Source organism: Burkholderia sp. AU30198 (assembly GCF_020419825.1).
Taxonomy (GTDB): domain Bacteria; phylum Pseudomonadota; class Gammaproteobacteria; order Burkholderiales; family Burkholderiaceae; genus Burkholderia.
Window position 1 is genome coordinate 244,366 of sequence record NZ_JAIZSA010000003.1, and the last position, 23,431, is coordinate 267,796.

At 69.5% G+C, this 23,431-nt stretch carries 20 protein-coding genes; 13 read left to right on the forward strand and 7 right to left on the reverse strand.

From position 1 onward, the window contains the following. Positions 1 to 238 precede the first annotated feature (238 nt). The 6 genes from LGN19_RS09995 to LGN19_RS10020 all read left to right on the forward strand — a co-directional run bounded on the left by LGN19_RS09995 (position 239) and on the right by LGN19_RS10020 (position 8,115). Entirely contained in the window at positions 239 to 1,732 is a 1,494-nt protein-coding gene (locus LGN19_RS09995) for an aldehyde dehydrogenase family protein (RefSeq protein WP_226214334.1), read from the forward strand. A 117-nt stretch (positions 1,733 to 1,849) separates the two neighbouring features. Beyond that, entirely contained in the window at positions 1,850 to 2,170 is a 321-nt protein-coding gene (locus LGN19_RS10000) for a high-potential iron-sulfur protein (RefSeq protein ID WP_174958289.1), read from the forward strand. A 232-nt stretch (positions 2,171 to 2,402) separates the two neighbouring features. Further along, positions 2,403 to 4,331: a sigma-54-dependent Fis family transcriptional regulator gene (locus LGN19_RS10005; protein ID WP_226214335.1), complete on the forward strand. Its 1,929-nt coding sequence runs from the start codon at positions 2,403 to 2,405 to the stop codon at positions 4,329 to 4,331. 49 nt (positions 4,332 to 4,380) lie between these two features. After that, positions 4,381 to 6,108 carry an ABC transporter ATP-binding protein gene (locus LGN19_RS10010; RefSeq protein WP_226214336.1) on the forward strand — a complete coding sequence of 576 codons (1,728 nt, stop codon included), beginning with the start codon at positions 4,381 to 4,383 and terminating at the stop codon, positions 6,106 to 6,108. Beyond that, the gene (locus tag LGN19_RS10015) at positions 6,101 to 6,793 is read left to right on the forward strand and encodes a S8 family serine peptidase (RefSeq protein ID WP_226214337.1); all 693 of its coding nucleotides are present in this window, start codon (positions 6,101 to 6,103) and stop codon (positions 6,791 to 6,793) included. The genes LGN19_RS10010 and LGN19_RS10015 overlap by 8 nt, the downstream gene beginning before the upstream one ends. Next, positions 6,790 to 8,115 carry an NAD(P)/FAD-dependent oxidoreductase gene (locus tag LGN19_RS10020; protein ID WP_226214345.1) on the forward strand — a complete coding sequence of 442 codons (1,326 nt, stop codon included), beginning with the start codon at positions 6,790 to 6,792 and terminating at the stop codon, positions 8,113 to 8,115. The genes LGN19_RS10015 and LGN19_RS10020 overlap by 4 nt, the downstream gene beginning before the upstream one ends. A gap of 202 nt (positions 8,116 to 8,317) precedes the next feature. Here the strand turns inward: LGN19_RS10020 and LGN19_RS10025 are convergent, their stop codons facing one another. Beyond that, positions 8,318 to 8,509, reverse strand: coding sequence for a hypothetical protein (locus tag LGN19_RS10025; protein WP_226214348.1), 192 nt, complete (start codon positions 8,507 to 8,509; stop codon positions 8,318 to 8,320). Between the two features lie 83 nt (positions 8,510 to 8,592). Here LGN19_RS10025 and LGN19_RS10030 point away from each other — a divergent pair, with 83 nt between their 5' ends. Next, positions 8,593 to 9,732: a porin gene (locus LGN19_RS10030; RefSeq protein WP_226214350.1), complete on the forward strand. Its 1,140-nt coding sequence runs from the start codon at positions 8,593 to 8,595 to the stop codon at positions 9,730 to 9,732. A 49-nt stretch (positions 9,733 to 9,781) separates the two neighbouring features. Here LGN19_RS10030 and LGN19_RS10035 read toward each other — a convergent pair whose 3' ends face one another. From LGN19_RS10035 to LGN19_RS10045, 3 genes are all read right to left on the reverse strand, one after another. Further along, a complete protein-coding gene (locus LGN19_RS10035) occupies positions 9,782 to 9,985 on the reverse strand; it encodes a DUF2970 domain-containing protein (protein WP_043178166.1) in 204 nt (67 codons plus the stop codon). 122 nt (positions 9,986 to 10,107) lie between these two features. Next, positions 10,108 to 12,351 carry a pyridoxamine 5'-phosphate oxidase family protein gene (locus LGN19_RS10040; RefSeq protein ID WP_226214352.1) on the reverse strand — a complete coding sequence of 748 codons (2,244 nt, stop codon included), beginning with the start codon at positions 12,349 to 12,351 and terminating at the stop codon, positions 10,108 to 10,110. A 36-nt stretch (positions 12,352 to 12,387) separates the two neighbouring features. Further along, positions 12,388 to 13,047 carry a glutathione S-transferase family protein gene (locus tag LGN19_RS10045; protein ID WP_226214354.1) on the reverse strand — a complete coding sequence of 220 codons (660 nt, stop codon included), beginning with the start codon at positions 13,045 to 13,047 and terminating at the stop codon, positions 12,388 to 12,390. A gap of 126 nt (positions 13,048 to 13,173) precedes the next feature. Here LGN19_RS10045 and LGN19_RS10050 point away from each other — a divergent pair, with 126 nt between their 5' ends. Then, entirely contained in the window at positions 13,174 to 14,091 is a 918-nt protein-coding gene (locus LGN19_RS10050; RefSeq protein WP_226214359.1) for a LysR family transcriptional regulator, read from the forward strand. A 153-nt stretch (positions 14,092 to 14,244) separates the two neighbouring features. On the opposite strand, the gene LGN19_RS10055 is transcribed toward LGN19_RS10050, so the two are convergent. Beyond that, a complete protein-coding gene (locus LGN19_RS10055; RefSeq protein ID WP_226214361.1) occupies positions 14,245 to 14,682 on the reverse strand; it encodes a hypothetical protein in 438 nt (145 codons plus the stop codon). A gap of 94 nt (positions 14,683 to 14,776) precedes the next feature. Further along, entirely contained in the window at positions 14,777 to 15,433 is a 657-nt protein-coding gene (locus LGN19_RS10060; protein ID WP_122949004.1) for a TetR/AcrR family transcriptional regulator, read from the reverse strand. 87 nt (positions 15,434 to 15,520) lie between these two features. Here LGN19_RS10060 and LGN19_RS10065 point away from each other — a divergent pair, with 87 nt between their 5' ends. Genes LGN19_RS10065 through LGN19_RS10075 form a run of 3 tightly spaced genes read left to right on the forward strand, consistent with a single transcriptional unit; the run spans position 15,521 to position 18,985 of the window. Beyond that, positions 15,521 to 16,423, forward strand: coding sequence for an SDR family NAD(P)-dependent oxidoreductase (locus LGN19_RS10065; RefSeq protein WP_226214363.1), 903 nt, complete (start codon positions 15,521 to 15,523; stop codon positions 16,421 to 16,423). Beyond that, positions 16,420 to 17,994: a flavin-containing monooxygenase gene (locus LGN19_RS10070; RefSeq protein ID WP_226214365.1), complete on the forward strand. Its 1,575-nt coding sequence runs from the start codon at positions 16,420 to 16,422 to the stop codon at positions 17,992 to 17,994. The genes LGN19_RS10065 and LGN19_RS10070 overlap by 4 nt, the downstream gene beginning before the upstream one ends. Positions 17,995 to 18,001: 7 nt before the next feature. Beyond that, complete coding sequence (locus tag LGN19_RS10075) at positions 18,002 to 18,985, forward strand: alpha/beta fold hydrolase (protein WP_226214367.1); 984 nt, start codon at positions 18,002 to 18,004, stop codon at positions 18,983 to 18,985. 57 nt (positions 18,986 to 19,042) lie between these two features. Here LGN19_RS10075 and LGN19_RS10080 read toward each other — a convergent pair whose 3' ends face one another. Beyond that, positions 19,043 to 19,441, reverse strand: coding sequence for a carboxymuconolactone decarboxylase family protein (locus tag LGN19_RS10080; protein WP_175221680.1), 399 nt, complete (start codon positions 19,439 to 19,441; stop codon positions 19,043 to 19,045). 356 nt (positions 19,442 to 19,797) lie between these two features. Here LGN19_RS10080 and LGN19_RS10085 point away from each other — a divergent pair, with 356 nt between their 5' ends. Both LGN19_RS10085 and LGN19_RS10090 read left to right on the forward strand, forming a co-directional pair. Continuing rightward, on the forward strand, positions 19,798 to 21,951 hold the full coding sequence (locus LGN19_RS10085) for a collagen-like triple helix repeat-containing protein (RefSeq protein ID WP_226214369.1): 2,154 nt from the start codon (positions 19,798 to 19,800) through the stop codon (positions 21,949 to 21,951). Positions 21,952 to 22,071: 120 nt separating this feature from the next. Further along, a complete protein-coding gene (locus LGN19_RS10090) occupies positions 22,072 to 23,355 on the forward strand; it encodes an isoprenylcysteine carboxylmethyltransferase family protein (protein WP_226214371.1) in 1,284 nt (427 codons plus the stop codon). The last annotated feature ends 76 nt before the right edge of the window (positions 23,356 to 23,431 follow it).

The window sequence follows — 23,431 nt, forward strand, 5'->3', positions numbered from 1 at the left end:
GTCGTGGCCGGCAGCATGCGTGCCGCATGTCGCGTCTCACGTTGCACCCTGATTCTCAAATTGAGACGGCGCGCAGCGAACGCGGCGCGATGCCGGGCAGGTGCGCGATCGAGGGTCATCACCCCGCGCGCCCCGCGCCGCATGGCGTGTGCGGCGCGCATGCGGGCCGCCGCGTCAACGTTGGTATGGAAGCTGCTTTTCGCCTCGACACCCGAACCCCGATGAGCTAGGAGCTTCCATGCAGGCAACGTTGTCGTTACTTCCGCAAACCCAGTCGTTCATCGCACGCACGCCGTCGATGCTGATCGGCGAGACGTGGCGCGGCGCCGAAAGCGGCGCCACCCTGGCTGTCCACAACCCCGCGACCGGCGACGAACTGTGTCGCGTGCCGGCATCCGGCGCGGCCGACGTCGATCGCGCGGTGCGCGCCGCCCGCCAGGCGTTCGACGATTCCGCATGGAGCCGCATGCGGCCGCGCGAACGGCAGAACCTGCTGTGGCGTCTCGCGGATCTGCTCGAACGCGACGCGCAGCAGTTCGCCGAACTCGAATGCGTGAACAACGGCAAGAGCGCGCAGATCGCGCGCGCGATGGACGTGCAGCTGGCGATCGACTTCCTGCGCTACATGGCCGGCTGGGCGACCAAGATCGAAGGCGCGACCGTCGACGTGTCGATGCCGCTGATGCCCGACAGCCAGTTCCACGGCTTCATCCGGCGCGAGGCGGTCGGCGTGGTCGGCGCGATCGTCGCGTGGAATTTCCCGCTGCTGCTCGCGTGCTGGAAGCTCGGCCCCGCGCTCGCGACGGGCTGCACGATGGTGCTGAAACCCGCCGACGAAACGCCGCTCACCGCGCTGCGGCTCGCGGAGCTCGGGCAGGAAGCCGGCTATCCGGCCGGCGTGTTCAACGTCGTCACCGGCACCGGCGCCGAAGCGGGCGCCGCGCTCGCGCACCACCCGGACGTCGACAAGCTGACGTTCACGGGCTCGACCGAAGTCGGCAAGCTGATCGGCAAGGCCGCGATGGAATCGATGACGCGCGTGACGCTCGAACTCGGCGGCAAGTCGCCGACGATCGTGTTCGACGATGCGGACCCGGCCGTCGCGGCCGCGGGCGCGGCCACCGCGATCTTCTTCAATCACGGCCAGGTGTGCTGCGCCGGCTCGCGCCTGTACGTGCAGCGCAAGCACTTCGATCGCGTGGTCGGCGACATCGCGGGCATCGCGAGCAACATGAAGCTCGGCAACGCGCTCGACCCGTCCGTCGACATGGGCCCGCTGATTTCGGCGAAGCAGCAACAACGCGTGGCCGGCTACATCGAGCGCGGCCGCGAACTGGGCGCGCAGCTCGCATGCGGCGGCGAAGCATACGGCCCGGGCTTCTTCGTGAAGCCGACCGTGCTCGTCGACGTGGACCAGAAAGGGCCGCTCGTGCAGGAGGAAATCTTCGGGCCGGTGCTGGTCGCGATGCCGTTCGACACGATCGACGATGCAATCCGCCTCGCGAACGACACGCGCTACGGCCTCGGCGCGAGCATCTGGACCAACAACCTGTCGGCCGCGCACCGGATGATCCCGAAGATCCGCTCGGGCTCGGTCTGGGTCAATTGCCACAGCGCACTCGATCCGGCGCTGCCGTTCGGCGGCTACCGGATGTCGGGCTTCGGCCGCGAAATGGGCGCCGCTGCGATCGAGCATTACACCGAGTTGAAATCGGTGCTGATGAACGTGTGATCGCATCGCCGAACTGAGCGACACCCGCGCCGCGCGACACGGTCGCGCGGCGTGCAGGTGCCCCGTGTTCGTATTCTTCCGCGCTGTTCCACAACTCCAACGACACCGAGACACCCGATGCCCCGCCTCCCCGCTTCCCGCCGTACCTTTATGGTCGCCGCGGCCGGCCTGCTGTCGGCCGCCGCGCTGCCGCGTGCCGCCTCCGCCGCGCCCGCGCTGCTCGACGAAACCGATCCGGCCGCGAAAGCGCTCGGCTATCGCACCGACGCCGCTCACGTGAACCGCACCGCGTTCGCGCGCTATACCCCTGGCCAGGACTGCGGCCGCTGCAGCTTGTACCAGGGCAAGGCCGCGGATCCGGCCGCACCGTGCCCGCTGTTCGCCGGAAAACGGGTCGCGAACGGCGGCTGGTGCAACGCATACAACCCGCGCACGTAAGCGTCGCCGTCGCGAGCCTTCCGCACGCCCTCGAACCATGCACGCCGCCCCGTCACGCACGTCGATTGCGGTCCGCCCGCCCGCGCGAATCGCCCGCACTGCCGCGCCCCGCCTGGGCCTTAGGTTTTTGACCGGATGGATTTATGCCCGGGCTTATGCCAGACTCGGCGGGCCTTTTTGCGTGCGGCCGCGCCGGATCGGACGGCCCGACATTCTCCTGAGGAGGGGCGACGTGCAAGACTACTTCCCTTCCGGCCAACGACTTCCGGACCGGCTGCAGGCAACCCGCCTGATTCGCGAGCGCCTCAGTTCCGACGGCGTGCTGCCGCAGGGTTGCCTGCGCATCGAAATCGACCAGTCGTGGCGGCGCAGCCTCGATCACGGTGTGCGCTGGGACGACGACGCGCGGCTGAACCTGCATGAATTCTGCAACCTCGACGAGCTGCATGACGCGAACCGCTTGCTGCTCGCCGCGGCCGCACCCGAACTCGAATTCCTCGCCGAGCGCTGCGGACGCGACGGGATGATCCTGCTGGCCGATGCGCGCGCAACCATCCTGTCGGTCGACGGCGACGCGAGCCAGCTCGCCGCGCTCGGCATCGGCGACATCCGCGCCGGCGCGAGCTGGTGCGAATCGCTGCGCGGCACGAACGCGCTCGGCACCGCGCTCGTCGAAGGTCGCGCGGTCGCGATCGACAGCGGCGAACATTTCCTCGGCCGGCTGAGCCGCTTCTCGTGCCGCTCGCTGCCGCTGTGCGACCCGCACGGCAAGCCGATCGGCGTGCTCGACCTCACCCGCGAAGGCGAACTGCCGCTCACGCTCGACGACATGTCGATGCTGATGAGCGCGGCGGCCACGCACATCGAGACGCGCCTGTTCGACGTCTATTTCCCCGAGCACGTCGTGCTCGTGTTCCACCCGCGCCATGCGTATCTCGGCTCGAGCTGGAGCGGCGTGCTTGCCGTGTCGGAAGACGGCCGCATCGTCGCCGCGAGCCCGCATGCGTGCGACCTGCTCGGCACGGCGCGCGACGCGCTCGTCGGCCGCCGCTGCGAAAGCGCGGCAGTCACGCGCACGCCGTCGTTCGTCGCGTTCGCCGAGCAAGGCGGGATGCTGCGCGTCGAAGGCGTCGACGCCGCGTTCCATTGCAAGGCGCTGCGCCTGCCGCGCGCGACCGCGGTGCCGGCGTTGCGCGGACGCGGGCCGGCCCCGGCCGCCGCCCGCAACGATGCCGGCGCGCAGGCCCTCGCGGCCCTCGCCGGGCGCCAGCCGCGCCTGCTGCGCGCGCTGACGATGGCGCGGCAAGGTCTCAACAACGGGCTGCCCGTGCTCGTGCAGGGCGAGACGGGCACCGGCAAGGAAGTCGTCGCACGCGCGCTGCACGATGCGAGCGCACGCGCCGGCAAGCCGTTCGTCGCGGTGAATTGCGCGTCGATTCCGGAAGGGCTGATCGAGTCGGAGCTGTTCGGCTATCGCGACGGCGCGTTCACCGGCGCCCGCAAGGGCGGGATGACGGGCCGGCTGATGCAGGCGCACGGCGGCACACTGTTTCTCGACGAGATCGGCGACATGCCGCTGCACCTTCAGGCGCGCCTGCTGCGCGTGCTGCAGGAACGCAAGGTCGCACCGCTCGGCGCGGGCGACGAGCAGGCGATCGACATCGCGGTGATCTGCGCGACGCACCGCGACCTGCCGACGATGGTGCGCGACAAGTCCTTCCGCGAAGACCTCTACTACCGGATTCACGGCGTCAACGTGCTGCTGCCCGCGCTGCGCGAACGCGACGACGTCGACCTGATCGTCACGGCGCTGCTCGCGCGGCTCGGCGCGCCGCACGTGAGCGTGAACGCCGAACTCGCCGACGTGTTCCGCCAGCATCGCTGGCCCGGCAACATCCGCCAGCTCGAGATGGTGCTGCGCACCGCGCTCGCCGTGCGCGACGAGCACGACGACGTGCTCGGTCTCGACCATCTGTGCGACGGCTTCATCGACGGCGTGTGTCCGGCACCGGACGCGTCGTTCGGGCTGATCCGCCGCCACGAGGACGACCTGATCCGCGAATCGCTCGCGCGCCACGACGGCAACGTCGCGGCCGCCGCGCAGACGCTCGGCATCAGCCGCGCGACGCTGTATCGTCGCCTCAAGCGGTTGCAGTCATGAGGCCGCGCGCGCGTTCGTCTGCTGCGTTCGTGACGGGCCGGTCGCGCCGATGCTGAAGCTCGTCCTGCGTTTCGTGAAGACCGACGATCGTGCGCAACTCTCGCACGCGCTCGGCTGGCTGTACGGTTTCGTGCGGCCGCAGCGGCTCGCGATCGCCGGGCTGCTCGCGCTGTCGGCCTGCGCATCGCTGCTCGCGCTCGCGCAACCGTGGCTCACGAAGGAGCTGATCGACCGCGGGCTGATCGGCAAGGATGTCCGGATGCTCGTGGCGATCGCGTTCGCGATGGTGTTCGCGGGCTTCGTCGGCACGCTGCTCGGCGGCATCAACCGCTACCTGCACACGCGGCTGTCCGGCCGCGTGCTGTTCTCGCTGCGCAGCGCCGTCTATGCGCACCTGCAGCGGCTGTCGCCGTCGTTCTACGGCCAGCGCCGCCTCGGCGACCTGCTGTCGCGCCTCGACGGCGACGTCGCCGAGATCCAGCGCTTCGCGCTCGACGCGCTGTTCTCCGCCGTATCGAACGTGATCGGGCTCGTCGGCACGCTGGTGCTGCTCGTCACGCTGTCATGGAAGCTGTCGCTGCTCGCGCTGTTGCTGATTCCGTTCGAGATCCTGTGGCTGCGCACGATGCGCCGCAAGGTCGAGCGCGATGCGCGATCGGTGCGCGAAGGCGCGGCCGACGTGTCGTCGTTCCTCGTCGAGACGCTGCCCGCGATGAAGTTCATCCAGGCCGCCGGCCGCCAGCGCGCGGAACAGGCGCGGCTCGACGGCCTCGGCGATCGTTACATGGAGCGCCTGCTGAAGCTGCAGGTCACCGAGTTCATCACGCAGTCGGTGCCCGGCACGCTGACGTCGCTGTCGCGCGCGGGCGCATTCATCGTCGGCGGCTACTGGGTGATTCGCGGCGACTGGCCGCTCGGTTCGCTGATCGCGTTCTCGAGCTATCTCGGGATGGCGATCGGCCCCGTGAAGAGCCTGCTCGGGCTCTACGTCGCGCTGCAGCGGATGACGGTCAGCCTCGGGCGCGTGATGGAGCTGCAGCGCGCGCCGGTCGCCGTCGAGCCGCCGGCCGCCGCACGCGAGCTGCCCGCGCGCGGCGATCTCGAATTCGTCGATGTGTGGTTCGCGCACGACGAGCGTGCGCAACCGGTGCTGCGCGGTGCCGACGCACGCGTGCCGGCCGGCAGCAAGGTCGCGCTGTCCGGGCTGTCGGGCAGCGGGAAGTCGACGCTGATCGACCTGATGCAGCGCTTCTACGACCCGCAGCGCGGCAGCGTGCGGATCGACGGCATCGATTTGCGCGACGTCGATCTCGACGCGCTGCGCCGCCATGTCGCGGTCGTCAGCCAGGACATCGTGCTGTTTCGCGGCAGCCTCGCCGACAACATCCGCTACGCGGCGCCGCTCGCGACCCATGACGACATCGTGCATGCGGCCCGCGCCGCGCAACTCGACGAACTGATCGCGACGCTGCCGGGCGGGCTCGACGGGCCGGTCGGCGAACGCGGGCAGCAACTGTCCGGCGGCCAGAAGCAGCGGATCGCGATCGCACGCGCACTGCTGCAGGCGCCGGCGATCCTCGTGCTCGACGAAGCGACGTCGGCGGTCGACGAAGCGACCGAGCGGCAGGTCATCGCGCAGATCGACACGCTGTTCGGCGACCGCACGCGCATCCTCGTCAGTCACCGCGCGTCGACGCTCGCCGGCGTCGATCTGCATTTCGAGCTCGCGGACGGACGACTCGCGCGGCGCGCACACCGGGATGTCGCGCATGCATGACGATCGGGCCGTGCGCGTGGGTGTCGTCGACAGCGGCTATCCGCCTGCGCTGGACGCACGCGTCGCCGCCGCGCGGCGCTTCTCGTTCGACGCGGCTTCCGTGGTGCGGGCCGGTGCCGTCGAGCCCGACCGGATCGGTCACGGCAGCGCGATCTGCACGACGATCGCGGCCGCCGCACCCGCGGCGGCGTTGTACGTCGCGCAGGTGTTCGAGGCACGCGGCGTGACGAGCGCCGCGCAGATCGCCGACGCCATCGACTGGCTGCTCAGCCAACGCGTTCGCGTGATCAACCTGAGCCTCGGCGTGCGCGCCGATCGCGACACGCTGCGCGACGCGTGCGCGGCCGCCGTCGCGCAACACGTGACCGTCTTCGCGTCGAGCCCCGCGCAAGGCACGCCGGTGTTTCCGGCAAGCTATCCGGGCATCGTGCGCGTCACGGGCGATGCGCGCTGCATGTCGGGCCAATGGTCGTGGCTCGACAGCGCGCAGGCCGATTTCGGCGCGGTCGTGTCGAGCGGCGCACCGCGTGCGCCGGCCGGCGCGAGCATCGCGTGCGCGGCGCTCAGCGGCCATGCGGCGGACTGGTTCGCGGGTCACCCGGATGCCGATGCGGCTGCCCTGCTCGCTCATCTGCGCACGGACGCCACCTACATCGGCGTCGAGCGACGCACACACGCATCATGAACCGCGCATCCGTCGTCGTGCTCGGCGCGGGGCCGGCCGGCGCCGCCACCGCGCTCGGGCTCGCGCGGCTCGGCTATCCGGTCACGGTCGTCAGCGAATGGCGGCGCTTCGATGCGGTCGAAGGGGTATCCGATCGCGTGCTGCAGGGGCTGCGTCATGCCGGGCTCGTGCAGGCCGCCGCCTGTGCGTTGCCGCCCTGTGCGCGCACGACACGCTGGAACGGCGACACGCGTACGCTCAATCACGAACACCTGATCGACCGTCGCGCGTTCGACGCGGCGCTGCGCCGCGATCTGGCCGATGCGGGCATTGCGGTGCGCGAAGCGACCGTACGCGCGGTGCAAGCCGACGGAGACGGGCATGCGATCCGCATCGACACGCCGGCCGGTGAGGCAACGCTGCATGCGGCGTTCGTCGTCGAGGCGCGCGGCCGGCTCGCGCCGCTCGCGCGCGATGCGATGCGCGGCCCGCAAACGCTGAGCCTGCTGAACGTGTGGGAAGGTGCGCCCGGCAACGCGGCTTCCGCGATCGAGAGCTTGCCGGACGGCTGGGCGTGGATGGCGCGCCTGCCTGACGGCCGCTGCTACTGGCAAGCGACGCTCGACGTCGCGACCACGACGCTGCCGCCACGCGACGCGCTACCTGCGTGGTGCGCGACGCTGCGGCAAACGCCGCTCGCGCGTGACTTCTTCGGTGCGGGAGGCGTGGATGCCGGCGCCGATGCGCGCGTGTTCGCACGCACCAGCAGCGCGACGCTGTGCGGCGACGCCGGCGGCACGAACTGGCTGCGCGTCGGCGACGCGGCGATGGCCGTCGATCCGCTGTCCGGCAACGGCATCTTCCAGTCGCTGTCGTCCGCGTTGCAGGCGCCGGCCGTCATCCATACGCTGCTCGCGCATCCCGAACGCGCGGCACTCGCGCTGCGCTTTCACACGCGGCGCATCACCGCGCTGTTCATGCGTTTCGCGCGGATCGGCCGCGACTTCTACGCGCTCGACACGCAATGGGCCGACCGGCCGTTCTGGCACGCGCGCCGCGCGTGGCCCGACGATGCGCCGTCGCATCGCGCCCCCGATTTCGCTGCGCTCGCAATCGAGCGTGCGCCCGTGATCGACGGCGACACGATCGTCGAGGCCGACGTCGTCACGAGCCCCGATCAGCCGCTCGGCAGCTGGCATCTGCAAGGCATCCCGCTCGCGCCGATCGTCGCGGCGCTGCGCGAGCGGCCGGTGGCGCTGGTGCTGGCGGAATTCGCGCCGCCGCAGGCCGCGCTGGTGCGGCACTGGCTCGAAACGCAGGGATATCCGTTCGTACGCGCGTGACGCGCGCACCTCTGCTTCTTCCGCTTCTTCCGCTTCTTCCGCCTCTTCCGCCTCTTCCGCCTCTTCCGCCTCTTCCGCCTCCTCCGCCTCCTCCGCCTCCTCCGCTTCCTCCGCTTCCTCCGCTTCCTCCGCTTCCTCCGCTTCCTCCGCTTCCTCCGCCTCCTCCGCCTCTTCCGCTTCCTCTACTCCATCGTCCCGCGACTCACGCATCGCGGCACGCGCCTTTGCGCCCGCACGATTCCGCATCGCCGCCCGTCTCAATCTGAGACGCAACATGCGACACGCGATGCGAATTGCTACGTGATTTGCGCGCGATCAAGCCCGATTCGATGGCCACGCCCCATGAAATGGAACCCAGGCGGCGCATTGCGGTCTTGAAGCGGGCAGATGGCATGCCATCTGCTTATCGAAGGTCACGCGCCGCTTACGCCGCGCGCCGGACCATCGACCGTTTCACCTTTCGAGCCCGCACCCCACATGAAAAAATCAAGCTTCATCCTTTCAGCAGGATTCCTGATCGGTTTTTCGAACGCGCATGCGCAGAGCTCCGTCCTGATGTTCGGCATCCTCGACGAAGGCATCAACTACACGAGCAATGTCGGCGGCAAGTCGTCATGGCAGATGGCGAGCGGCGATCTCGCGACGAGCCGCTGGGGCATCAAGGGCAACGAGGATCTCGGCGGCGGGCTGCGCGCGATCTTCGACCTCGAGAGCGGCTTCCTGGTCGAAAGCGGCCAGCTCGGCTACGGCGGCCGGTTGTTCGGCTACCAGTCGTATGTCGGGCTGCAATCGGACCGGCTCGGCACGCTGACGCTCGGCCGCCAGTTCGATACCGTCGCCGACACGATCGGGCCGCTGACCGCCAACGGCAGCTGGGCGGGCTTCCTGTTCTCGCATCCGCTCGACAACGACAACACCGATGCGTCGTTCCACGCGAACAACGCGGCGAAGTACACGAGCCCCACGTTCGGCGGCTTTTCCGGCACGGTCATGTATGGGCTGAGCAACCTGGCCGGCGGCTTCGCGCAGAACCGGATGCTCGGCGTCGGCCTGAATTACACCTATCAGACGCTGTCGGTCGCCGCCGTCTACGAAAACATGTCGAACCCCGGCGCCACGGCGGGCGGCGCACTGACGCCGGACGACACGGATTTCGTCGCAGGCAACCAGAAGATCTACGGGATCGGCGTGAACTACGGGATCGGGCCCGCGACGCTGGGGGCGGTCTATTCGCACGTGAACGTCGGCCAGCCCGACGCGTCGATCTATGCGGGCAGTCTCGGCCTCGCGAATGCGCGGCTCACGTTCGACAACTTTGAAGTCAACGCGAAGTACAACGTGACGCCGGCCTTCCTCGTCGGCGGCATGTACACGTACACGCGCGGCGGCCTCGATCGGGCCGGCGCGAAGTCCTCGCTACACTGGAACCAGTTCGGCGCGATGGCGCAGTACCTGCTGTCGAAGCGCACATCGGTCTATACGCAGGTCGCGTATCAACAGGTGGGCGGCAGCGCGACCGGCACGCCGCTCGACGGCGGGCTAGTGCCCGGTTCACCCGGCGCGTCGTCGAACGGGCACCAGCTCGTCGCGCGCGTCGCGATGAATCACACGTTCTGAACGGGTGCGCCGCGTGCCGCCACGGGAACGCGGGCGGCACGCGCGACGCTCAGAACCCCTGCATCGTCACGGTCGGATCGACGACCAGGTGCACGACGCCGTAGATGACCGCGCCGACGAGCACCGCGAGGATGATCGCCACGAACGGCAGCATCGTGAAGTTGGCGTTCGCGAGATCGGTTGCGTGCGCCTTGCTGTTGCGTACGCCGAAGAAACTCCACAGGACCAGTTTGATCATGCCGAGCAGTTTCATGATTGCGCTCCTTTCATCTATCGGTTGACGCTATCGTCGATCCGACCGGCATCCGGAAAAAGAAGCAGTTGCGTGTGCTTTTCGCGCAGCAGGCCATCTGCGGCGGCATGTCGCAGGGTGCGTCAGCGGTCGAGCACGAGCGGTTCCGACCCTTGTGCGGGCCGCGCGACGCACAGCAGCGCACAACCCGGTTCAACCGGTGCATCGGGCGCCTGCTCGTAGTCGACCACACCGGACAGCACACGCGTCGCGCACGTGCCGCACGACCCGGAGCGGCATTCGGACGGAACGTCCACGCGCTGCCCCTCCGCGAATTCGAGCAAGGTGCCGTCGGCGGGCGTCCACGCGGCTTCGCGGCCCGTGCGCCGGAATACGATCGGCACGCTCGCCACCGCCGGCGCTGCGGCCGCGCGGGTCGCGCTGCGCGCCACGCTCGACGGCCCGAATGCTTCGAAACGGATGCGTTCGTCCGGCACGTTCAGCGCGCGCAGTCCGTCGTACAAGTCGCGCATGAACGCCGACGGCCCGCACAGATAGAAATCGTAATCGTCGAACGAAAGGATCCGCTTCAGTTGCGCGATGTCGATGCGGCCCGCATGTGCTGCCGAGCCTTCGTGAGGATGACTGTCGAACCAGTCAAGCGACAACCGCTCGTCATCGGCCGCGATGCGCGCCAGCTCCGCCGCGAACGGCCGGTCAGCCGCTTCGCGCGCACCGTGCACGAACACCACGCGGCGTGACGGTTGATCGTCGGCCAGCGCGCGGCGCAGCATCGCGACCATCGGCGTGATGCCGATGCCGGCCGACACGAGCACGGCCGGGCGCGGGCTCGCGAGGTCGAACGTGAAGCGGCCGCGCGGCATCTGCGCGTCGAGCGTCATGCCCGTTTGCGCGTGATCGTGCAGCCACGTCGATACGCGCCCTTCGCGCTTCACGGTGATCCGGTAATGCGCGCCGCCCGGTGCATCGGAAAGCGTGTAGCTGCGGATCGCCGGCGAATCGCTGCCCGGCAGCGCGACGCGCAGCGTCAGGTGCTGCCCGGCTTCGTAGGCGGGCAACGCGCCGCCGTCCGCCGGTTCGAAATGGAACGAGCGGATCGCGCGCGCCTCGTCGACGATCTTCGCAATGCGCAGCGGCCGCCATGCCGGTGCCGGTGCCGGTGCCGGTGCCGGTGTCGATGTCGATGTCGATGCCGATGCCGATGCCGATTCGGATGTCGATCCCGATGCCGATGCCGATGCCGATTCGGATGTCGATCCCGATGCCGATGCCGATGCCGATTCGGATGGAGATGGAGATGGAGATGGAGATGGAGATGGGGATGCGGATGCGGATGCGGACGTGGACGTGGACGACACCACCACCGCCCCTGCGACGGCGCTTGCCCCCGCCATCGCCGCGAACTGCGGCGCACGCTCGACCGCCGACCACCGGAACGGCAGCACCGCGCGCATGCGCCGCACTTCCCGCACATGGAACCGCACGACCCGCTGCGCGCCGTCGAACGACGCGACGAGCGGCCCGTCCCACACGATCTCGGCACGCGCGGCCACATACAGCAGGTCGCCGTTGTCGAAATCGACGAACAGCAGCCCCGCGCGCGGATCGTGCTGCAGATTGCCGAGCGTGTTGAAGAAGCGGTTGCCGCTGAAATCCGGCGTCGTCAGCGTGCGCGCATCGTCGACGCGCACGAACCCCGGCATCCCGCCGCGATGCGACACGTCCGCACCCCGCGCGGCGCCGGCGTCCGCCGACGTGTTCGCGCTCGCGACGAAGAACGTATCGGCCTGCGCCAGCAGCGCGCGATCGGCATCGTTCAACCCCTCCGACACGTCGGGCCCGGTGGACGCATCGACTTCCCGTGCAACGAACGTCGGCTTGCGGCCCTGGATGTACTTCGCGCAGTTGCCGAAGCTCTGCTCGACGGCGATCGTCAGCGCATCGCCGTCGACCGCGCGCACGACGCCATTGACGCGATTGCGCCGCCGCGTGTCGAATTCGATGCCGAGCCCGCCGAGCGGCGCGCCCGGCCGCCACGTGCCGGCCAGCGGATCGCCCGGCAACGCGTGCGCGGCGATGCGCAGCGTGCGCGCATCCGGCGACGTCACGAAGCCCGGCGCGCCGGCCCGCAGCGTCGCCCACGGCTGGCCGTGCGCATCGACGCCGCCGAGCACGAAGAACGGCAGTTGCGCGAAAAACGTCCGGTGCTGGTCCGGCATGAAGCGCCGGATCCCGCGCCGGCCGGCCGAACCTGCGGCCCCGGTCACGCCCGCGCGCTGCTGCACGGCGAGTTCGCCCGCGTGAAACGGCGCGGCGTCGAGTTCCCAGCCCGGTACGACGGCAGTCGGGACAATCGGGGCATTCATCGCGTTCTCCCTGAGCAGGTTCGGCTTCGGTGCGCGTTACGCGGCGAGCAGGCCCACGCGCGTCGTCGGCATCGCGACGAAGCCCGGCAGCGCCTCGATGCGCGCCAGCCAAGCACGCACGTGCGGATACGGTTCCAGCGACACGCCGCCCTCCGGCGCGTGTGCGATGTACGAGTACGCGGCGATATCGGCGATCGTCGGCTGCGCGCCGGCCGCGAACGGCTTGCCGGCCAGCTCGCGGTCGATCACGTCGAGCACCTTCTCGGCAGTGCGCTTGGCGGCCTCCTGGTCGAGCTTCGCGCCGAACACGGTCACGAGCCGCGCGGCGGCCGGCCCCGATGCGATCGGCCCGGCCGCATACGACAGCCAGCGCTGCACGATTGCCGCCCGTTCCGGGTCGTCAGGCAGCCAGTGCGCGTCGCCGTAGCGCTTCGCGAGGTACACGAGGATGGCGTTCGAATCGGCGATCACCGTGCCGCCGTCGTCGATCACCGGCACCTGCCCGAGCGGATTGAGCGCGAGGAACGCCGGTTCGCGCTGTGCGCCGGCCGCGAGATCGACGTCGACGGTCTCGGACGGCAGGCCGAGCAGCGACAGGAACAACCGGACGCGATGCGCGTGCCCGGACAGCAGGAACGAATAGACGCGGATCGGTGCGACGGGCCGACCGGCAGCAGGCTTGTTGGCGGCAGACATGGAAACTCTCCGGAATCTCGCGCCGCCGGGGATCGGCGACGAACAGCTGCAGCGTAGCGCTCGCCGTTCGTCACCAGAAGACGGATAATCTTTGAAACATTATCCTTTCCCATAGGACAATCGACCATGGCCGATCTGCGCGACGTGAACCTGAACCGCCTGGCGATCTTCGTCGCGGTGGTCGATGCCGGCTCGCTGACGGCCGCGGCCGAGCGGCTCGGCCTCGCGAAGACGGTCGTCAGCACGCACATGCAGCGCCTCGAATCCGAGGTCGGCGCGAACCTGCTCGTGCGAACGACGCGGCGGCTGAGCGTGACCGACGCGGGGCGCGCGTTCTACGACGCGTGCCGCGACATCGTGCGCGCCACCGAGAGCGCGCTCGACGCGGTGTCGTCCGACGCGGGGCCGCTGCGCGGCACGCTGCGTGTGAGCGTGCCGATCGACTACGGCGCGCTGGTCGTCGCGCCGGCCGTGGTCGCGTTGCGCGACCGGCATCCGGGGCTCGACGTCGAACTGGTCGCCAACGACCGCGTGGTCGATCTCGTCGCGGACAATCTCGACGTCGCGATCCGCATCGGCCGCCTCGCCGATTCGAACTATCGCGCGGCGCAGCTCGGCACGTACGAGAAATGGCTGGTTGCGAGCCCCGCGTTCGTCGCACGCCACGGGCGGCCGCACGATCCGGATGCGCTCGCCGCGCTGCCGTTCGTGATGCTGTCGTCGCTGCCGCGGCCGCATACGATCGAACTCGAAGACGCGAACGGCGGCAATGCGTCAGTGCGCTGCGTCGCGCCGGTCGTGTCGAACACCGCCACCACGTGCCGCGCGATCGTGCTCGCGGGCGGCGGCTTCGGGTTGCTGACGGATTTCTCGACCGCCGACGACGTCGCGGCCGGCCGGCTCGTGCGGCTGCTGCCCGCGTGGCGCTCGGCGCCCGCCGGGATTCACGCGGTGTATCCGTCGACTCGGCTGCCGTCACCGAAAGTGCGGGCGTTCATCGAGGCGATGAAGGCGAGGATCGGGGAGACCGCGGGGCGCCAATGACGAAGCGTTCACGCCCTGCATAGCCAAAGAAGACGGCGCGGCGGGACGAGGAAGCCTCTCGTCCTGCGCGTCGCATGATCCGACATCCATGACGGCAAGTTCCGCCTCGCCGCTGCCATGGTCCGACTCCAGTCTTGCCAGGCAGCAAGCCCGTCACATGAACTTGACGTAGCACGCCTTCTTCTCGACCTGTTCGCGCTTGAATCCGCTGTCGGCCATGCACGCGTCGTACTCGTCGGGCAGCGGCTTCAGATTGAAGATCCGCTGGTCGAACGCGGTGGGCAGGCCATGATCCAGTTCGTCCTGCGCCTCCTCGCAGGTCGCCTTGGCCAGGCTGAGCTTCACGGGCTCCCCGGTAATGACGTTGCGGATCTTTTCATATTCCCCACTCTTGCAGGCCGCCATGGCGTCCTTGAGGTGTCGCGTGTAGATCGCGTCGCGGCATCGATCCCCTTCCTGGTCCCGGTTCTTGAATTTCGCCGCGAAAGTCTGCGATTTCCACACGGTTTCGTAAGTCGTGGACTCGCTGAACGGCCAGCAGCCGCAGCCCGTCAGCCCCAGAACAGAAACGGCCATCCCCGCCGACGTCATGCGACGCAGCCATCGGTTTCGTGCTTGCATAGATTCCTTGTTATCGATTATCGGCCATGCCTGATCGCGGGCAGCCGGCCCCGTTCCCGCGAATCTACCCTGCCTCCCGCAACGTCCCCAGCAGCACCTTCCTGCAACTCGCGATCATCTGCGCCTCCGGATCGCGATAGTCGGTGAGCAGCCACGCCGCGCCGACGTTCGTCATCGCGCCGACGAGCGCGAGCCCGATCAGCCGCTGCTCGGTGCGCTCCGCGGACGTCGCCGCTTCGCGCGGCGCGCCGATCGCCATGATCAGCTTGCCGAAGTCGATCAGCATGCGCTGGTACGTCATGTCGGTGTCCGCGCTCACGCCCATCACCTCGAGCAACAGCACGCGCGCCGCGCACGGGTCGCGCAGGAACGCGAAGAACGCGGCGAGCCCCGCATCGACGCTCTCGCGCAGGTCGCCGCCGCGCGCGGCCACCGCCCGCCCGACCGCGTCGTGCAGCTGCTGCGCATGATGCAGGTAGGTGCAGCGCAGCAAATCCTCGGTGCTGTCGAACGCCGCATAGAAATAGCGATCGTTCAGCTTCGCTTCCTGACAGATCGACCGCACGGTCGCCTTGCGGAACCCGACCGTGCCGAACACGCGCGTCGCCGCGCGAATCAGTGCGTCGCGCCGCTCCGCGGCCCGCACCTCGGGCGCCACGCCGCCATACGACCGGCCCCGTTTTTCCGTTTCGAGTGCTTTCTCCATTTCGCTATTTGACATCAGGACACCCGAAAACTAAAGTGGTGACGATCAACACCACATTAGACGCGCCGCCAGCGCAGCGCAAGCGGAACGGGAGGAGCACGGATGAACGGGTTTTCCGGCAAGGTCGCCGCGATCACGGGCGCCGGTTCGGGCATGGGCCGCAGCCTCGCGGTCGAGCTCGCGCGGCGCGGCTGCGAGGTCGCGCTGAGCGACGTCAACGACGTCGGGCTCGCCGGCACGGCGGCCGCCTGCGCGCAGCACGGCGTGCGCGTGAGCACGCGGCGGCTCGACGTGTCCGACCGCGATGCGGTGTTCGCGTGGGCCGATTTCGTGCGCACCGAGCACGGCAAGGTCAACCTGGTCTTCAACAACGCGGGCGTGTCGCTGGCCGCCAGCGCCGAGACCGCGCGCATCGCCGATCTCGAATGGATCGTCGGCATCAACTTCTGGGGCGTCGTGCACGGCACGCAGGCGTTCCTGCCGCATCTGCGCGCGTCGGGCGACGGGCACGTCGTCAACACGTCGAGCCTGTTCGGGCTCGTCGCAATGCCGACGCAAAGCGCGTACAACGCGACCAAGTTCGCGGTGCGCGGCTTCACCGAGGCGCTGCGGATGGAGCTCGAACTCGACGGCGCACCGGTGAGCGCGACCTGCGTGCATCCGGGCGGCGTCGCGACGAACATCGTCGACGCGGGCCGCGTCGATACCAGCATCCACGCGCTCACAGGGCAGGACGAAGCAACCCATCGCCGCCAGGCGAACCGCCTGATCCACGCGACGACGGCCGACGACGCCGCGCGGCAGATCCTCGCGGGCGTCGAGCGCAATGCGCGCCGCGTGCTCGTCGGCGCCGACGCGCGCCGGCTCGACCGGATCGCACGCCTGCTCGGCGCCGGTTACCAGTGGCTGATGCTGCGCCACGTGCGCCGCGCCCGCGCACGCAACCTCGAACGCGCGCACGCCCCGGCTGCGCTCCCGACCACGCCGACCAAGGACCTCGCATGACCTCGACGACGACCGACCGGCGCGACGCGCCGCCCGCCCCCGGCGCCCGTGGCGACAGCTACGACCTCGACGTGCTGATCGTCGGTGCCGGCCTGTCCGGCATCGGCGCCGCGTATCACCTGAAGCAGCGCTGCCCGTATGCAAGCGTGGCGATCGTCGAGGCGCGCGATGCGATCGGCGGCACCTGGGACCTGTTCCGCTATCCGGGCGTCCGTTCGGATTCCGACATGTTCACACTCGGCTACAGCTTCCGCCCGTGGCACAGCGACAAGGCGATCTCGGACGGCCAGACGATCCTCGACTACATCCGCGACACCGCGCGCGCGTACGGCATCGACAAGACGATCCGCTACGGCCAGAAGGTGGTCGCCGCCGACTGGGACTCGAACCGCGCGCGCTGGACGGTCCGCATCGAGCGCACGCGCGATGGCGCGACCGATACGCTCGTCTACTCATGCCGCTTCCTGTTCATGTGCAGCGGCTACTACGACTACGACGCCGGCTACCTGCCCGACTGGGCCGGCATGGACACGTTCGAAGGCAAGCTCGTGCATCCGCAGCACTGGCCGAAGGACCTGTCGTACGCGAACCGGCGCGTGGTCGTGATCGGCAGCGGCGCGACGGCCGTCACGCTGGTGCCGTCGATGGCGGCCGACGCGCAGCACGTGACGATGCTGCAGCGCTCGCCGACCTACATCGTGTCGCTGCCCGCGCGCGACAAGATCGCGAACGCGTTGCGCCGCGTGCTGCCGTCGCGGCTCGCGCACCTGCTCGTGCGCGTGAAGAACGTGCTGCTGACGATGTACCTGTACAACGTGTCGCGCCGCAAGCCCGACCGGACGAAGCAGTTCATCATCCGCGCGGCCAGCAAGCAGGTCGGCCCCGGCTTCGACGTCGCGAAGCACCTGACGCCGCGCTACATGCCGTGGGACCAGCGCGTGTGCCTCGTGCCGAACGGCGACCTGTTCAAGTCGATCCGCTCGGGCCGCGCATCGATCGTCACCGACGAGATCGAGCGCTTCACGCCGACCGGCCTCAAGCTGAAGAGCGGCCAGCAGCTCGACGCGGACGTGATCGTCACCGCGACCGGGCTGAAAGTGAAGATGCTTGGCGGCGCACGCGTCACGGTCGACGGTCGCGCGGTCGACCTGCCGGAGACCGTGTCGTACAAGGGGATGATGTACAGCGACGTGCCGAACCTCGCGTCGTCGTTCGGCTACACGAATGCATCGTGGACGCTGAAGGCCGAGCTGATCGCGCGCTACGTGTGCCGGCTGCTCAACCACATGCGCGCGAACGGCTACGACACCTGCGTGCCGCGGCTCGGCGCCGGCGACCTCGGCGACGTGCCGGCCGTCAACCTGAGCTCGGGCTACATCCAGCGCGCGGCCGGCATCCTGCCGAAGCAGGGGCACAGCAAGCCGTGGAAGTTCCACCAGAACTACGTGCTCGATCTCGCATCGCTGAAGTTCAGCGGACTCGCCGATTCGGCGATGCAGTTCGAACGCCGCGCGAAAGCCGGCCCGGCGGCCACGACGCCGGTTGCCGAACCCGCACTCGAAACCCGCTGAGGCCGACATGACCCATACGCTCCATCTGATCCAGAACGTGCTGCTCGGCGTCGTCGCGGTGCTCGCCGCGCTCGCGCTGTTTACCGGTTACGTGGCCCGTCGCGTGACGCGCGCGTTTCCGCCCGAAGGCCGCTTCGTCGACATCGGCGGCGACCGCATCCACTACGTCGAATACGGCAACGGCCCGCCGCTCGTGTTCGTCCACGGGCTCGCGGGGCAACTGCGCAATTTTGCGTATCTGCCGCTCGCGCGGCTCGCGCAACGGCATCGCGTGATCCTCATCGACCGGCCGGGCGCCGGCCGCTCGATCCGCGGCGCAAGCTCGCAGGCGAACGTGTTCGCGCAGGCCCGCACGGTCGCCGCATTCATCGACGCGCTGCAGCTCGACAAACCGGTGCTGGTCGGCCACTCGCTCGGCGGTGCCATCGCGCTCGCGGTCGGCCTCAATCATGCGGATCGCGTGAGCCGGCTCGCGCTGATCGCGCCGCTGTCGCACGAGCAGAGCGAGCCGCCGGCGCCGTTCAAGCCGCTGATGCTGCCGTCGCCGCTCGTGCGCCGCTTCGTGTCGTGGACCTTCGCGATTCCGCTGACGATCCTGACCGGCCGCAAGGCCGTGCGCCAGGTGTTCGCGCCGGAAGACGTGCCGCGCGACTTCCCGGTCAAGGGCGGCGGGCTGCTCGGGATGCGCCCGCACGTGTTCTACGCGACCGCGACCGACCTGCTGTCGGCACCGGTCGACCTGCCCGCGATGGAGCGCCGCTATCCGGACCTCGCGCTACCGGTCGACGTGCTGTACGGCCGCGCCGATCCGATCCTGAACTGGCGCGAGCACGGCGAAGCGCTCGCGAAAAAATCGGCGCGCGTGCGGCTGAAGGTCGTCGAGGGCGGGCACATGCTGCCGGTCACGATTCCGGACGCCACGGCCGACTGGCTGCTCGAAGTCGCCGCTACGCCGGCCGAGGCGGCCGCGCCGGCGGCACGCATCGCGTAAGCCGCGACCGCGTAACAGCGCCTGATTCCGTGCCGTGCCGCCGGCGCTGCGGCGGAATCAGGCTTCGTCGTCGGGCAGCGACAGCCCGAGCTCCGATATCACCTCCCGCGCGCTGCGGAATGCCTCGACCGCGGCCGGCGCGCCCGCGTACAGCGCGCTGTGCAGCAGCACCTCGCGGATCTCGACGAGGCTCGCGCCGTTGTTGAGCGCGCCGCGAATGTGACCCTTCAGCTCCGTGCTGCGGCCGAGCGCCGCCAGCATCGCGCACGTGCACAGGCTGCGCGTCTTCAGGTCGATCCCGCCCCGCTGCCACGTGCTGCCCCACGCGTGCTCGTTCAGCCAGTTCTGCAGCGGGCGCGAAAACCCGTCGAGGTCGCGCATCGCGCGTTCGACGAACGCCTCGCCCATCACGTCGATTCGTCGCGCCTTGCCGTGTTCCCTGTCCTGTTCGCTCATGTCCGTGTCCTGTGTGGAGTGGTGGCTGCTGCTTCGTCGGCAGCCGGGGATGTCGCGCCATGTTCAGCGGGCCGGCGCCTTTCGTCAAAGATGCGGCCCTCGGTTCGAAGCTGCCCGCGTCACGCGATATCGAACGCTACGTAACATCGCGCCGCGCGTTACGGCGGCCTACGGGAACATCGCACCCACCGTGCCGGCGCGCCGTGCGTACCCATCGCGAGAAAGCACCGTTACGCCGTTTAAATCGCGCGTATATCCCCGATTCCTGCAATAAAGCGCGACACCGTTTCGTGAAAGCTGTCGTGGCGCGGAATTTGCAGTGGAGGCTTGGACACACTTCCAATGTCGAGGCCAACATGCACAAATTCTTCAAGAAGACGACGGTAACGATGGCCGTCTCGTCGCTGCTCGCACTCTATGGTTGCGGCTCGGTCGATGGACCGACGACCCCGCCGACGATCAAGCCGAGCACGTCAGGGACGGGCGGCAGCTCGGGGACTTCAGGTACGTCGGGCGGCGGGACGTCGGGGAGCTCCGGTACTTCGGGTAGCTCTGGTACTTCGGGTACTTCCGGTACGTCGGGTACTTCCGGTACGTCGGGCACCTCCGGTACGTCGGGTACTTCCGGTACGTCAGGCACCTCCGGTACGTCGGGTACTTCCGGTACGTCGGGTACTTCCGGTACGTCGGGCACTTCCGGTACATCGGGCACCTCCGGTACGTCGGGTACCTCCGGTACGTCGGGCACTTCCGGTACGTCGGGCACCTCCGGTACGTCGGGCACCTCCGGTACGTCGGGCACCTCCGGTACGTCGGGCACCTCCGGTACGTCGGGCACCTCCGGTACGTCGGGCACCTCCGGCACGTCGGGTACTTCCGGTACGTCTGGCACCTCCGGTACGTCAGGTACTTCCGGCACGTCCGGCACCTCCGGTACGTCAGGTACTTCCGGCACGTCCGGCACCTCCGGTACGTCAGGCACTTCCGGCACGTCCGGCACCTCCGGTACGTCAGGTACTTCCGGCACGTCGGGCACTTCCGGTACGTCGGGTACTTCCGGTACGTCGGGCACTTCCGGTACATCGGGCACCTCCGGCACGTCGGGTACTTCCGGCACGTCGGGTACTTCCGGTACGTCGGGCACTTCCGGCACCTCCGGCACCGGCGTCACCCCGCTCGGCAATGTCCTCCAGACATCCGGCAACCTCGTGACGGCACTCGGCACGACGGTCGCGAACGGCGGCGCTCAGATCGGCGGCGTGCAGATTCCCGGCACGAACCCGACGACGGCGACCAGCGTCGGCAATGCGGTCACGAGCCTCGGCAACGGTGTGCAGTCGCTCGGCAACGGCGTCGCGGCCGGCCTCGGCTCGATCGGCGTGTCGGCGAACCCGCTCGGACCGACGCTCACGTCGACCACCGGCCTGCTGACCGGCGCCGGCGGCGCGGTCAACAACCTCGGCAACGCGGTGACGAGCCTCGGCACGGGGCCGCTGGCGCCGCTCTCGCCGGTGACGACGCTGGTCGGCGGGCTCGTCAACACGGTCGGCGGCGCGGTCAACTCGACCGCATCGGGCCTCAACACCGCGCTGAACAGCGCGCCGGTCCAGCAGCTCGGCACGCAGGTCGGCACGCTGATCAACCCGATCACGAACGCGCTGACGGGCGGCGTCACGACGCCGGGCGCCACCCAGACGCTCGGCAGCGTGACCCAGCTCGGCGCGCCGCTCAGCAACCTGCTGGGCACGCTCGGCAGCGGCCTGGGCCTCGTCGGCTCGCAGGTGAGCGGTGCAACCGGCAACCCGACCGGTACGAGTCTCGGCGGATCCGTGACCCAGCTCGGCAGCACGGTGACGTCCGTGGGCGGCCTCCTGAACAGCAACACCGCCGGCAGCTCCAGCAGCGGCACGGGCGGCAGCAACCCGCTCGCCCCGGTCACGGGCCTGCTCGGCACGCTGACGGGCGGCCTGGGCGGCGGCAGCTCGAGCGGTTCGGGCGGCACCAGCGGCACGAGCAGCGGCGGCCCGCTCGGACCGGTCACGGGCCTGCTCGGCTCGCTGACGGGTGCGCTCGGCGGCCTCGGTTCGAGCGGCACGAGCGGCACCGGCGGAACGAGTGGCACCAGCGGTACCGGTGGCTCGGGTGTCGGCGGCCTGCTGGCGCCGGTCACCAACCTCGTCAACTCGCTGACGCCGCTCGGCGCCAGCCTCACGGGCACGGTCACGACGCCGGGCGGCAACGTGACGGGCTCGCTCGGCGGCCTGCTGTCGAGCGGTCCGGTCGGCACGGTGGCGGGTGCACTGACGACGCCGGCGGGCGCCGCGGGCGCCACCGGCACGGCCAGCCCGACCGGCGCGGCCGGCACGGTCACGACGCCGGCTGGCGGCGGCACCGTGGTGGGCGGCCTGACCGGCGGCTCGAACGGCGGGGCCGCGGGCGGCGCCGGCAACCTGCTGTCGCCGGTGACGAACCTCCTCGGCGGTCTGCTGGGCGGCGGCACCAAGAAGTAACGCTTTACCTATCAGAACCACAGGCCAATGGCCGGGCGCGCATCCATACCAAGCCCGGCCGACGGCCGGCGTCACCCGCCAAGCGGGGGCGCCGGCCCTCATCCGTACGAGGATCCGATCATGAATTCCACGCTCGACGGCATCGCCGCGGCCCAGGACCGCCCACCCCGTTCCGCCACGCCCCTCCGCGCCGGCCTGCTCGGCATCGCCGCCGGGCTCTGCGCGCTGTGGATCACGCGCGACCATCCCACGCTCGATGCAGCCACGCGCGCGGTCATCGCCAGCCTCGCGATCGTCGGCACGATCGCGCTGCACGAAATCTTCATCTCGCGTGTCTACCTGCGCCCGAGCGCGGGCCTGTCGCGGCAGGCCGTCCGGCCGCTCGGCATCGCGCGCGTCGCGACGCGGCTCGGCGCACTGGCGTCGATCTATGCGGGCATCGGCGCGATCTACTGGCTGCTGCCCGAATACCACGGCGCGTTCTACCTGCCGTTCTGGTCGCTGCTGCGCTCGCTCGCGCCGTACGTGATCGTCGCCGCGCCGTTCTACTTCGCGTGGATGGACCGCCACCAGCGCGAGACCGACGACGCGTACCTGCTGTGGGGCCGCTTCCTGTTCCGCCGCGCGCAGCCCGCGAGCTGGAAGCCGGTGCGCGAGATGCTGGCCGGCTGGGGCGTGAAGGCGTTCTTCCTGCCGCTGATGACCGTCTACCTGTCGAAGGACGCCGATCACCTGAGCGCGTCGCTCGCGAACGCGATGCACGCGCCGATGACGCTCGCGACCTTCGTGTTCATGTACGACCTGTCGTTCACGATGGACCTGATGTTCGGCACCGTCGGCTACCTGTGCACGTTCCGCATCCTCGACAGCCACGTGCGCACCGTCGAGCCGACGACGCTCGGCTGGGTGGCCGCGCTGATGTGCTACCAGCCGTTCTGGTCGCTGTTCTCGAACAACTACATCCGCTACGAAGGCTCGATGTTCTGGGACAACTGGCTGCTGTCGGCCCCGACGCTGCGCGTGATCTGGGGCACGGTGATCATCCTGCTGCTGCTGACCTACGCGCTGTGCACGATCTCGTTCGGCCTGCGTTTCTCGAACCTCACCAACCGCGGCATCATCACGTCGGGCCCGTACCGCTTCACCAAACATCCGGCGTACATCACGAAGAACCTGTCGTACTGGATGGTATCGGTGCCGTTCGTCGAGCCGCTCGGCTGGCAGGTCGGGCTCATGCACTGCGCCGGGCTCGTCGCGGTCAACCTGATCTACTACACGCGGGCAAAGACGGAAGAGCGCCACCTGATGCGCGACCCCGACTATCGCGCGTACGCCGAATGGATCGCGCAACACGGGCTGTTCGCGCGGATCAGGCAGGCGTTCGGGCAGCGCGCGCCGGCCTGACGCGGTGGCGCAAGGCGGGGCCGGCCGCCCCCTTGACTTCACCGGGGCGCCGCGCCACCCGAAACCGCCGCGCATC